Source organism: Rubripirellula tenax, from assembly GCF_007860125.1.
In the GTDB taxonomy this organism is placed as follows: Bacteria; Planctomycetota; Planctomycetia; order Pirellulales; family Pirellulaceae; genus Rubripirellula; species Rubripirellula tenax.
Genome location: NZ_SJPW01000001.1, coordinates 411407 through 423571, shown reverse-complemented (window position 1 = coordinate 423571; position 12165 = coordinate 411407). Strand labels below are relative to the sequence as shown.

9 protein-coding genes are annotated in these 12165 nt (G+C 58.4%); 7 read left to right on the top strand and 2 right to left on the bottom strand.

The window, feature by feature from the left end:
• The first annotated feature begins 5 nt into the window (after nucleotides 1-5).
• Both Poly51_RS01595 and Poly51_RS01590 read left to right on the top strand, forming a co-directional pair.
• On the top strand, nucleotides 6-3023 hold the full coding sequence (locus Poly51_RS01595; protein ID WP_222435768.1) for a hypothetical protein: 3018 nt from the start codon (nucleotides 6-8) through the stop codon (nucleotides 3021-3023).
• A complete protein-coding gene (locus Poly51_RS01590; RefSeq protein ID WP_146453595.1) occupies nucleotides 3020-3727 on the top strand; it encodes a hypothetical protein in 708 nt (235 codons plus the stop codon). The genes Poly51_RS01595 and Poly51_RS01590 overlap by 4 nt, the downstream gene beginning before the upstream one ends.
• A gap of 9 nt (nucleotides 3728-3736) precedes the next feature.
• On the opposite strand, the gene Poly51_RS01585 is transcribed toward Poly51_RS01590, so the two are convergent.
• Nucleotides 3737-4687 carry a hypothetical protein gene (locus Poly51_RS01585; RefSeq protein WP_222435767.1) on the bottom strand — a complete coding sequence of 317 codons (951 nt, stop codon included), beginning with the start codon at nucleotides 4685-4687 and terminating at the stop codon, nucleotides 3737-3739.
• A 227-nt stretch (nucleotides 4688-4914) separates the two neighbouring features.
• Here Poly51_RS01585 and Poly51_RS01580 point away from each other — a divergent pair, with 227 nt between their 5' ends.
• Both Poly51_RS01580 and Poly51_RS01575 read left to right on the top strand, forming a co-directional pair.
• Entirely contained in the window at nucleotides 4915-6045 is a 1131-nt protein-coding gene (locus Poly51_RS01580; RefSeq protein ID WP_186775274.1) for a peptidylprolyl isomerase, read from the top strand.
• A 22-nt stretch (nucleotides 6046-6067) separates the two neighbouring features.
• The gene (locus tag Poly51_RS01575; protein ID WP_315853650.1) at nucleotides 6068-6721 is read left to right on the top strand and encodes a hypothetical protein; all 654 of its coding nucleotides are present in this window, start codon (nucleotides 6068-6070) and stop codon (nucleotides 6719-6721) included.
• A gap of 72 nt (nucleotides 6722-6793) precedes the next feature.
• On the opposite strand, the gene Poly51_RS01570 is transcribed toward Poly51_RS01575, so the two are convergent.
• On the bottom strand, nucleotides 6794-7579 hold the full coding sequence (locus Poly51_RS01570) for a hypothetical protein (RefSeq protein ID WP_146453593.1): 786 nt from the start codon (nucleotides 7577-7579) through the stop codon (nucleotides 6794-6796).
• A 100-nt stretch (nucleotides 7580-7679) separates the two neighbouring features.
• Between Poly51_RS01570 and Poly51_RS01565 the strand changes: the two genes are divergently transcribed.
• From Poly51_RS01565 to Poly51_RS01555, 3 genes are all read left to right on the top strand, one after another.
• Entirely contained in the window at nucleotides 7680-8351 is a 672-nt protein-coding gene (locus tag Poly51_RS01565; RefSeq protein ID WP_246114200.1) for a phosphoribosylanthranilate isomerase, read from the top strand.
• Between the two features lie 157 nt (nucleotides 8352-8508).
• Nucleotides 8509-9855, top strand: coding sequence for an adenosylhomocysteinase (ahcY, locus tag Poly51_RS01560; RefSeq protein ID WP_146453591.1), 1347 nt, complete (start codon nucleotides 8509-8511; stop codon nucleotides 9853-9855).
• 293 nt (nucleotides 9856-10148) lie between these two features.
• Entirely contained in the window at nucleotides 10149-11486 is a 1338-nt protein-coding gene (locus Poly51_RS01555; protein ID WP_146453590.1) for a DUF1015 domain-containing protein, read from the top strand.
• Nucleotides 11487-12165: the final 679 nt, after the last annotated feature.

The window sequence follows — 12165 nt, the reverse complement described above, 5'->3', positions numbered from 1 at the left end:
GTGCGATGCGAAACGGACCAAATTCTTTGCAGTTGCTCTCGCATCTGGAAGCCTTGCTGACGCAAACGGCCGAGCCGACCCGCGCCGAGGTCGAGGCAGCGCACACGCAAGCCTCCAGCGCCATTCGCCGCGTCAATGAACGTTTGACTCAGGCACACCAATTGATCGCGGGCGGGCGAAGGGCTGAAGCGATCGAGATCGCCGAGGGGCCACCTCACGTTCTGGATGAGATCGCAAGTTTGGATTCGGCGATCATCCGAGACTGGGAACATTACACCGGTCAATTCGGATTGCCACGTTTCGTGCCGCTTCGAACCGATTTGGCATCGCTGCTTAACGGTGCCTACACCGCCGAGAATCAACTCGAACACCTGCTGCGTCGTCACCGCACGCTCTCGATCGGCCGTGCCAACTTGCGTCAACGGATCGCAACGCTTTCGCAGTTAGCAGCTGCGGACCCGTCCAGTTTGCAATGGACCAAGTCGCTGGGCGAATGCCAGGCGATCCGCATCGAGCAGTTGGTCGCACGCGCCAGTGTGGCGACCCGGGCGGCGGACCTGCGATGTTTGAACCAATTGATGTCGGAATTGCAGGGTACCCGCTGGGTGATGCCGGTCCCAAAGTCGTTGGTCGATACCGTGACCGGTGCGATTGGAAAGCTGCAGAATCGCGATTCGACGACCGAAGCCGTCGTCATTGCCGAGCATTTGCAGGACGCCTATGCCAGCGGCGATGCGACGCGGATCGGGCCGCTGGTGCGACGGTTTCGAGAAATCGAAAAGCACGTCGATGCCGCTTCGGTCGGCGATGCGATGGGGCCGATGATGTCGGTGGTTCAGTGGCACGAGAACGATCTGGCACAACAGAAAGTTGCCGCAGCCCAGGAACAAGCGCTGTCGAAGGTCAACCACTTGTCCGACCAATCCGAAGCCGGCGAGATCCGCGAGGTGATGGAAAAGATTGCGGCAACGGGGGCGGATGTCCCCGAAGACGTGCGATCGGTCTACGTCGAAAAAGTCAAGTCGGACGCGAAGGCGAAACGGACGCGGGCGATGCTGATTTCGGGCGCCGCGGCGGCAGCGATGCTGGTGACGGTAACGGTTGCGGCAATGATCTATCGCAGTCTGCGGGCGGAAGCGGCGGTGAAGTTGCAGGTCGACGCGGCGGAAGACGCGCTGAAAAAAGGAGACCTCAAAGACTTGGCCCAGATCCTCCGCAACGCGCCGGTTTCGGACGATCGGTTCGCGCCGCTGAGGCAACGGTTAGACGAGTTGGAATTGGTCGAGCGAACGCGGGCGGCTGCCTTCACGTCGGACGTCGAATCCCTGCGAGCTCAGTTCGCGACGTCCGATGACGTGTCGGAGTTCGACCGTTTGAGGACCCAAGTCGGCGACGTCGCCGATCGGGCCAAGACGGCGGACGAAGAATCGGTGGCCGCAAAGTTGGTGGAAGATTTAGCGACGTCGCGAACGAACCGCTTGGATGCCGTGATCGCCGCGGCGCGCACCATGAACGCACGCATTCTTGGCGAGTTGAAATCGTTCGCGCCCGACAGCAATGCGAACCGAAAACTGCGTGACTGGAACATCGAACTGCAAACGGCCCTCTCCGATCGTTGGGTTCGAAGTGAGTCGCAATTGGTGTCGGAGTTGTCGATCACCAGCAACCAAGTGGCCGACCAGCGTGACTTAGTCGCCCAACGATCGACGGTCGAGAAATCGATCGAGCGAATCACCGATTCGGTCGGCGATTGGAAGGCATGGGCGGCTCTGGGCAACGCGGCTGACCGAATGGACCCGGCTGTGACAGGTAAGTTCTTGTCGCTGGCCAGGGTTGTCGACGAAGAACGGTCGCTGTGGGAGGGATTGGATCAATGGAATCGAATCGCCAGCCAATGGAAGCTCGGTCAATTGTTGGATGCCAACGTCGAATCGGCTGCGGAAGTCAAAAAGGCCGCATACGCGATCAAGAACGCAGGTTTGTCGGATCTGCCGGCGGCGCAAAAATTCTTGGCCGCCGCCGAAGTGGCGACGCCGATGGTAGCGCGCAACCGACGGACGCTGGACATTTTGTTGGCACAGCTCAAGTCCGCCAAGATGAATAATATCGGGGCCATCCGCTTGAAGGCTCAATCGGATCAGTACGCGGTCTGGTATTACTTCAAGGTCGCCGCCAATGGGACCGCGGCAGATTCCGTGTCGGAAAGCAGCACCGGGCTGCTGCGGATCGATGCGTTGACGGACTTGGCGTTGACCCGAGAACGGGCTGATTCGGTGTCTGCGTCGAAGATTGCGTTGCCGTCCGATTTCGCAAGCAATCGCGAAGCCTATCTGACGGGCGAAAAACCGATGTGGGCGCCTCACGTCCCGATCGCACACGCGATCACCGGACAATTGGAAACGCTGCCCGACAATCCGGATCGCTGGGATTCGGTTTTCGGCAATGCCTATCGCGATGTGATGGCAGCGACGTCGGTTGATCCGATCGTGCGGTATTACTTGGCGACTGGATTGTTGCAAATTGGCGCAAAAGGTAGTTGGCGACTGGCGACGATTTTCGCCGATCACTTGCAGATCATTGAACAGGAGGCGATCAGCCGGGAAGTCAATTGGATCGCTCCGGCGGATTCCGAAGCTACCACCACTCGCGATTTCGCGGCCACGTCATTGGAAAAACTCGCCCAGTTGCCTTTGACGAACCCATCGTCGACGGTCTCTGCGATGCAGTCCTCGCTCGATTTCTCGATCAACTATGTTCCCTACGGATGGATCGACCAAGCGTCGGGACGTTGGATCGTGCGATCGCCCGATCGAATCACTTCATCAGGACGCTCGGGGAAACTGCTTGTCCGAATGCCTCGCGCTACAAGTGCACGCACCGAAGATGCGAGTGAGAGCGAAATGGTGACGATTGGTTCGGTCCGCGAGGGGACGGTGATTCTGAACGACAGCATTCCTGACGCAGCGTTTCGCGTCGGTCGACCGGCTTGGTTGGCGGTGGAATCGGGAGTCGAGACGCGATGAGTTTCCAAATTGATGACGACACGATGTACCGAATTCGGTCACGGGGCGTCGAACGACCAGCCGTCGCTGGACATCGATTGGGGCAAATGGTCCGCGACTTTGTGCTGGCGCGGCACGACGAACTATCCGAAGACGGGCTGGTGTGGTTTTCGGCGGGTGATGTGGATTCGTTGTTTCCCAGAATCGGTCAAGCGAACTTGGTACGCCAGCGACAGGTCTTTGACGCGCACGAGATCGCTGGCGCGACGACGTCTGTTGTCGAACCCGAAATCGAAATGCGCCGGTTTTCTCGCGAGCCTTGGTATGTCGCCCGGGGCAGTAACGTCGCCGGACCCTATGACCAAGTCACCATCGTCGGCTGGTACAACGAGGGGCGGTTGTTTGACAAAGACCAGCTGCGTCCGGGATTGAATGCATCGTGGCGTTCGATGGCCGATGCTCGCAGCGAAGGTTTGTTGGCGCCGCCGGCTGCGAACTCCATCGCCGCTCATGCCAATCATCTGATCGCCGAACCGCCGGTTTGGTTAGGGCCGGCACAAGAAGTCACATCGGCGGCCGAGTTCACGCCCGAGCTTTCCATCAACCGTGGTGGCGACGGTGCGGCGCCTTTGCGAGTCTTGATCTTTATGGCTGTCTTGGGCGGTGTCGCTATGTTGGTGGCAGCGATTTCGGGCTTGATCTACTTCTTCATGGTCGCCAAGTAACGCGGCCTTTTACGATCCGTCTTCGTTGGTGATGAACCAACCTTCGGGCGGGTCGGGCAGATCGAATGCCTTGTGGTATTGCCGCTGCATCGTTTCGATCCACGCCATCGATCGCTTGGACAAACCTGTTGGCTGGCGCCGAATCGCGCGCCGGATCAGTGCCTTGGCTTTGGAAAAGTCCTGCCCGGCCGCTGCGGCGATGGCCAAGTTGTGGATCGCGGCCGTTTGTGTCGGGTGTTTCTCGAGCGTGGTTTCCCAGATCGCCTGGGCATCGCCCCAGCGTCCCGACTTTGCCAGCGCATTGCCGCGACGAATCGCCTTGCTTCCCGGCAGGGCGTAGGGGGCCGCAAGTTCGACGTCTTGAAGCGTGAACGATGGAGCGATCAGCCGATAGGCTTCGCGCACTGCCGCCGTCGCCAACGCTTCGTTCGGGTCAGCGACCAATGCCAAGTCTGGGTACGTTTCGATCGCGGACTTCAAATCCACGACAACCGGCGCGCCACCGACAAGGCGATGATCGCTTGCCGACGTCAGCCGCCATGAAACGGCGAGTGGCACATTGGGGTCAAACGCTCGGCTCTCGCCCGCTTGTTGTCCCGTTTGCGCCGTCAGAATCCGTCCCCTCATGACGTAGTCGATGTCTGCTTGTTCAGCGACGGAGGCCAGAGCGATATCGTTGACGTCATCAGTTCCGGAAACCAAACGGATGCTTTCGGATGCGTTCAACGTTTCGGGTGCGACCGCAACCAGTTGGCGGCCGGCATCGCGCGGAGCTAGTGTCAGCATTTTCTCGCGAATCGGTTCGGTGATCTCGTTCGGGCCAACGATGGGTGGAACAGCGATTCGCTTTCCAACGGCGGATTCCATCTGCGGTGGCTGCCAAACGACGACCTGGGCTCCCATCCGACAACCGGATGTGAACAGAAGAACGGCAGCAACGAGAATTCGCGAACGGACCATACGCGGGTGGTAGGAAAAAAACGCTAGCCAAGTCAAGCAAAGCTTGAAAACGGGCAACCCCGAAAGCTGAGACCCCGCGTGGACCCGCGGCGCCGTCGCAGGGCCACGTTGGGTTACCCGAACGACTTAGCCGTTTCATTGAATTCTCTATTGCCTTTGAGTCAGTTGTCGGCCTAAAAGCCAGTTCAATCTCGTTGTTTACCCGTCGCCTTATCGCAGGATACGGAATGTCGCCGCGTCAATTCTTGCTCGTTCTATTCGTTTCCGTCGCATCCACGGTGTCGGCCCAGGGTACTGGTGCGCAAGCACCGGGTGCCGGTGGTGGCGCCAACATGGAATTGCCCGAAGACCCTGCGGCCATCATTGCGGTTGTGGGACAGACGCCGATCTTGCTTGGCGATTTGATGCCTCGGATCGACGCAAAGATCGCGGAAGTGAGCGAAAAGACGGGGCAAGAGATCCCCGAAGAGTACGTGAAGGCTGCGAAAGTGAACATGATGCGACCGCTGTTGGCGTCGGCGATCCAAAACAAAATGATGCGAGAAGCCTTCTTGATCGACCAAGTCGGTACTCAGGCGGCGGACAAGCGAGCGGAAGCCGATGCGACGCTGACCTCCAAAGCCCGGATGATGTTCTTCGAGTCTGAGTATCCCGAACTCGCCAAACAGTACAAAACCGAAGACCGCGCCGAACTGGACCGTCTGCTTCGCGAGAAGGGCACGTCGTTGGCGTCGCGGCAACGCGAGTTCGTCGACCAGATGCTCGGGCACCTCTACATTCGCAGCAAAGTCGATCGAGAACCGAAGGTCTCTATCGCCGAAATCAACGAGTACTACCAAACCAACCGAGAAGCGTTCTACAAGCCGACGCGTGCGCGGTGGGAACAAATGTCGGTGATGTTCGACCGCTATCCCAGCCGCGAAGAAGCCAAACAAGCGATTTGGGAAATGGGCCGCGAAGCGTACTTTGGCGGCAACTTGCAAGCCGTGGCTCGCGAAAAGAGCCAAGAACCGTTCGCTAGCCAAGGCGGACTGCACGATTGGACGACCAAAGGTTCGTTGGCATCGACGAAGCTGGAGGACCAAATTTTCTCGATCCCGACGAACGCGATGAGCGAAGTGATCGAGGACGACGATGGCTATCACATCATTCGAGTGCTGGATCGCGAAGAAGCCGGTGTGGTGACGCTTAGCGAAGTACAGGACGAAATTCGCGGGAAAATTCGCGAGGAAAAGATCAGCAAGTCACAGCGGGATGTTCTCGAATCGATGCAACACCGGATCGCTATCTGGTCGATTTTTCCTGACGATGTTCCGGGAGCCCAGCCGCTGCCCATCAGAGTCGCCCGCCTCCAGTAAGCCTGGATCTACACCCATTCGCATGTTGCCAAATCAGTTCCGCCGTTCGATCTCGCGACGCACGATGATGTTGTCGTTGATGACGATCGCTTGCACCGGAGGGTGTGGGCAGCTTGCGTATCGGTTGCAGAACGATGTTCCTGACACGTTTGTGCCCAACCCGTTAGAGTTGCCGCCGGCGAACGACGCATTCGTTTGGTCACAGGTCATTGACTCGGTCGACGACTATTTTCGCATCGTCCGTGAGCAGCCCGTCCAAAACTCCGACGGCATCATCCTGGATGGCAGCCTGGAAACGTCGTACCGGATCGGAGCTTCGCTTTTGGAACCGTGGCGAAAAGACAGCACGGCGGGCTTTGAACGGTTGCAAAGTACGTTGCAATCGATCCGTCGTCGGGCCACCGTGACCGTTCGTCCTCGCGGGGCCGCCTACACGATCGAAGTCATCGTCCAAAAGGACTTGGAAGACACCGATCGCAGCCAATACTCAACCGAATCCACGGCCGCGGTTCGCCACGATGGAACCGTTGTACGTCGAGAAGACGGCTACGACGACAGCCCGCAAACGTTGGGCTGGATCCCGCTGGGCCGCGACGCATCGCTGGAACAAGTCATCCTGCGAGACATCTTTGGCCGAATCACGCAAGCCGACGGCAAGCGTCTGCTTCATCACTGAGACGGGAACAGCTTCGCGCTTGGCGGATCCTTCGCCGACGGCTTGACAGGCTGGAAGCCTATCCCACGGTTTTTAGACCAAGCTGGTGATCGCCAAGGCCAGCATCGCGACGTAGGTCAGGCGGCGCAAGTGCACCATCATCGGCTGATGCAGCCGTACCGAGTCGGCGGGCAAAACGATGGCGAGATCCGAATGGGATTGCGGTTCTTCGTCGCCAGCCGACAAGCCCACGGGATGGTTGAGGCGCCGCGTCGGGTACGACGATCGCCAAACCGTCATCACAACGGTCGCAAACAATGCCAGAATCGAGGCTACGTAAAGCGTCGCGCCCGATACGACGCCGGGAACGGTTCGCGTCAACGCCACTGGGGGCGGGCCGAGCGAGTCGATGCGAGCTTGCCAGTTATGTTGGATCGACTCGATCGATTGCTCACTTTTCTGGCTAAACCCGGACCAGTATTGAACCAAGTCGGTCTTCGTGGGCTTCACGTCGCCGGACGGCACATAGGAAACCATCATGATCGGTGTGGTGCGTTTCGAAGCGGCAGCCACTTTGGCAACATCTTCTTGGGTCCGTTCGGCGTAGATGGCGGCTGTTTCGGCCATCCATTTTGCTTTGCCCACGGCCTGGTTCGGCTTGGTTTTGCCGTACCTTTCGATGTGTCGGGAAAGTTTCCGCAGCCTTGGGTCGTTGACGGCAAGAGAGTACTGTTGAGGCAGTGCCGAATCGGTGAGCGATTCGACCTCGACGACTTGGTGCGGAATCGGCGCTGGCAAGTTTGCTAGCACGATTACGAATGCGGTCGTGAATACGAACGCGATGTCGAGTCGCGGCATCCAAGAAGTCTTTTTGGCCATCTTCGGTTTTCCTGTGACGTTATCTACCTGTACGCCTAGATATCGGAATGCCCGGGTGGTTCGGAATAGTCTAATTTTTCAGGTCGCGAGGACCGCAATCGTGTTTCGAGTCAAAATCTGTGGCGTTCGGCTGAAGTCAGACGTCGAAGCCGTCGGTCAGTCGGGTGCTGATGCGATCGGATTGAACTTCTTTCCGCCCAGCATTCGCTACGTCGATCCGGCCGAAGCGGCGACGCGCGAGTTGTCGGAACTCGCACGATCGTTGGGGCTGATTCGGATCGGTGTGTTTGTGAATGAAACGCCTTTGAAGATCGCGGAAGTCGTCGCCAACGTCGGGTTGGACGCGGTCCAGTTGCATGGTGACGAGACGATCGAGTCCGCGGCCGGAGTTTCGGGTCGCAAGCTGCGTGCGATCAAATTGCCCACCGGGACGTTGTCGGTAACCCAAATCGATGCTGCCTGTCGACCGTGGATCGATGCTGGCTATCACGTGCTGTTTGACGCCGACGCCGGCGCCGCTCATGGAGGCAGCGGCAAGACGCTCGATTGGCCGTCGATCGCTTCTTGGGCGGCGCGAAGCCCGTCGGCCTCCTGGACGCTGGCGGGTGGTTTAACGCCCGACAATGTGTCGGAAGCAATTCGTGCCAGTTCCGCACAGAGTGTCGATACGGCCAGCGGCGTCGAATCTCCCAAAGGGACGAAGTCAACGGATCTGATTCGCCGTTTTTCCCGCGTTATGCGGGCTTGGCCGGGATCTACCCACGGGAAGTGAGCGACAAAGCACTGTAAAAACCTTGATCGTCCGCTATCATGAGGTGGCCTGGAAAACGAAGTGCGAATCAGCGGGAGTCCCTGTGTTCGGTCCGTCACGTCAAAGAGACCAGGTTTGACGTTCCCCATTTTCGTACCCCACAGATTGAGAGACACACGTGTCACAAGTCGAAACGGACCGACTACCGTACAAGGTCAAAGACATCTCGCTGGCCGAATTCGGCCGCAAAGAAATCGAACTCGCTGAAAACGAAATGCCCGGCCTGATGGCTCTTCGTAAGAAGTACGGCAAGACCAAACCACTGAGCGGTGCCCGCATCGCCGGTTGTTTGCACATGACCATCCAAACCGCCGTCTTGATCGAGACGCTGGTTGAACTGGGTGCCGAAGTCACCTGGTCGTCGTGCAACATTTTCAGCACCCAAGATCATGCCGCTGCCGCGATCGCCGCCGCCGGTATCCCCGTCTTTGCTTGGAAGGGCATGTCGAACGAAGAGTTCGATTGGTGCATCGAGCAAACGCTTGATTTCGCCGACGGTAAGAAGCTGAACATGATCCTGGACGACGGCGGTGACTTGACCGCCATGGTTCACGACAAGTTCCCCGAACTGTTGACCGACATCGCCGGCATCAGCGAAGAAACCACGGCGGGCGTCCACCGCCTGGAAGTTCTAAATAAGACAAAACGTCTGCAAGTGCCGGCGATCAACATCAACGACTCGGCGACGAAGTCGAAGTTCGACAACTTGTACGGTTGCCGCGAATCGTTGGCGGACGGTGTCAAGCGAGCGACCGACGTAATGTTGGCCGGCAAGGTTGCCGTCGTTTGCGGTTACGGCGACGTGGGCAAGGGTTGTGCGCACAGCCTGAAGAGCTACGGTTGCCGAGTGATCGTTACTGAAATCGACCCCATCAACGCACTGCAAGCGGCGATGGAAGGTTTCGAAGTCACGACGATGGACGAAGCTTGCAAAGAAGGTCGTTTGTTCGTCACCACGACGGGCAACAAGGACATCATCCTGGGCAACCACATTTCGCAAATGCCCAACGATGCGATCCTTTGCAACATCGGTCACTTTGATACCGAGATCGACATCGCCTGGATCGACAAGCAAGTTGGCGCTGGCAAAGCAAGCGTCAGCGAAATCAAGCCTTCGGACGTCGGTGCGGTCGACCGTTACACGTTCAATGACACCGGACGCAGTATCATCGTGTTGGCCAAGGGCCGCTTGGTGAACTTGGGTTGTGCAACGGGTCACCCCAGCTTTGTGATGAGCACCAGCTTCACCAACCAGGTGTTGGCTCAATTGGAATTGTGGGAAAACCGCGACAACGACAAGTACAAGGTTCAGGTCTACCTGATGCCGAAGGCTTTGGACGAAGAAGTCGCGCGTTTGCACTTGTCGGCTGTTGGCGTGAAGCTGACCAAGCTGACACAAGAGCAAGCCGATTACCTGGGCGTGCCAGTCGAAGGCCCGTACAAGCCAGACCACTATCGGTACTAGGCCGAAAGTGAATCGCGAATAAACGAAAACCCGGGCGTTGGAAACAATGCTCGGGTTTTTTCGTAGCCAAGCGGGCCACCCACGTGGACCCGCGACGCCATCGCGGGCCGTCGGCTGCAAAGCAGCAGAGGGTTAGCAGCCTGTTTCAACAGGCTGTTAGGAACAGGTTACGCCCTGCGACGGCGTCGCGGGTCCACATCGGGTTGCCCGAAGCGTGTTACATCGGGCTGTTCCAATTTGTTACCGTGGCGGTTTCACGGTCACTTCAGCAAAAAATACCCGGCTTCGCAAAAATGCCTCAAATTTCGCCCTTTGCCGCTCTCCGTTACAACCTCGATCACGTCGGCGCCCTCTCCGACGTCATCGCCCCACCGTACGACGTTATCGACCCGGCGCTGCAGGACGCGCTCTACAAGAAGCATCCCGCGAACGTCATTCGCATCATCCTCAATCGCACCGAACCGGGCGATACCACGGGTGACGAGAAGTATGCTCGGGCGGCGAAATTCGTCGCTCAGTGGAAGAGCGAAGGGGTGCTGATCCGTGAAGAAAAGCCTGCCTACTACGTCTATCATCAGACGTTCGAAGTCGACGGAGTCGCGGTCACGCGTCGAGGCTTTCAGGGCCGCGTTCGGACGACTCCCTTCGGCGAAGGCAACATCTACCCTCACGAAGAAACGCACCCCAAAGCGAAGGTTGATCGGCTGAAGCTGACGACGGCGACCAAGCAAAACAACAGTCAGATTTTCGGGCTCTATCCCGACGCCGACAACGAAGTGATCAACCTGCTGGACGCCGCGACCGCAGGCGTCACGCCCATCGAAGCCACCGATCACTTGGGCGTGCGGCACACGCTTTGGCCGGTTTCCGACGAGGCGGTGATTGCCAAGGTCGACGCGCTGATGGCTGATCGGCCGATGTTCGTCGCCGACGGGCACCATCGATACGAGACGAGCTGTAACTACAAGGATCAAGTGGCGGCAGAGCAGGGTGGTTCGATGCCCCAGGATCTCCCCGCGAATTTCGTCATGACGATGCTGGTGGGGATGAGTGACCCGGGCATGATTGTTCTGCCGACGCACCGGCTGCTGCGTGGTACCAAGCGGTTCTCGTCCGCCGAGATCACCGCGGCACTGGCGGGCTACTTCGATTGTGAAGTCGTGATGGGCGGTATCGATGTGGCGGGCACGGTTTGGGGATTGATGGACGAAGCGGACGAGCAGGGATGGATCGGCTTGTACGCGGTCAAGGACGACACGTGGTTGCTGTGCAAGGCCACGGAAAAGGCTGCGGCGAAAATGGCCGAGATCGCTGCCAGCCAGAGCCAGGATTGGCAAGGGCTTGGGGTCAGCCTGCTGCATCGTTTGGTGATCGACGATTTGCTGTTCGCGAAGGGGCATCCCAAGCCGACCTACGTGCACGACGTCGCGGAAGTGATTGATGGATTGAAAGGGCAGGGCAGTCAAGCCGAGAGTGACTCCGACGAGCCCTACACGCTGGCGGCGCTCGTGATGCCCGCGAAGTTAGAGCACGTCGAAAAGATCAGCCTGCACAAAGAACGAATGCCGGCCAAGAGCACGTACTTCTACCCCAAGCTGCTAAGCGGTCTAACCTTCAACCCACTGGCCTAGCGGGCAACCCCAAGTGGACCCGCGACTCCGCTCGCGGGACGTAGACTGCAAAGCAGTCTAAAATCGGGCCAAGCCGGGTGACCCGAAATGTTGTGGATATCGGACTTCTCGTTCTTTGATCCGGACGCTGATTTTCGCGTGACGGGCCGGAGCTTGCCGACGTGGTGGCAGACAACCTGCGGCACTTCGACGGGGACCACGACATCCTAGGCGGATTCGTCGTGATGCCAAATGATGCTCATCTTTTGGTCCGCATCAGCCCGGACCGAACAATGCTCGATCAATGCTGTCGGTGGAAGCACGATCAGGCGGTTCAGGTCCATTCGCTTCTAGGGCGCTTGGGCCACTTGTTTCAAGCCGACAGCTTCGATCGTCTCGTTCGCGACGAGCAGCATTTCCGAAAATAACGAAACTACATCGCTTCGAATCCAGCAAAACCGAATCTGCGTTCCGGCCAATATGCCATGGACTTGCCCGAAATCGTCGGCGTTTAACCAGCCACCCCGCGTGGACCCGCGACGCCGTCGCAGGGCCACGTAGGGTGGCCTAACACTTCCCGACCACAGAACCGCCCATCTCTGTCAAGAGTAGTTTCTTGTGAAACCAGTCTTGTTTCATGGGGAACCTTTTCCCTACTTTGCCACCTGTCGAGCGAGTCCGGTTCGGATCTCGCCAATTG

Excerpts from the sequence above, each read along its gene's own strand:
- Poly51_RS01595 (WP_222435768.1), top strand. The coding sequence starts at position 6 with ATGCGAAACGGACCAAATTCTTTGCAGTTGCTCTCGCATCTGGAAGCC.
- Poly51_RS01590 (WP_146453595.1), top strand. The coding sequence starts at position 3,020 with ATGAGTTTCCAAATTGATGACGACACGATGTACCGAATTCGGTCACGG.
- Poly51_RS01585 (WP_222435767.1), bottom strand. The coding sequence starts at position 4,687 with ATGGTCCGTTCGCGAATTCTCGTTGCTGCCGTTCTTCTGTTCACATCC.
- Poly51_RS01580 (WP_186775274.1), top strand. The coding sequence starts at position 4,915 with ATGTCGCCGCGTCAATTCTTGCTCGTTCTATTCGTTTCCGTCGCATCC.
- Poly51_RS01575 (WP_315853650.1), top strand. The coding sequence starts at position 6,068 with ATGTTGCCAAATCAGTTCCGCCGTTCGATCTCGCGACGCACGATGATG.
- Poly51_RS01570 (WP_146453593.1), bottom strand. The coding sequence starts at position 7,579 with ATGGCCAAAAAGACTTCTTGGATGCCGCGACTCGACATCGCGTTCGTA.
- Poly51_RS01555 (WP_146453590.1), top strand. The coding sequence starts at position 10,149 with ATGCCTCAAATTTCGCCCTTTGCCGCTCTCCGTTACAACCTCGATCAC.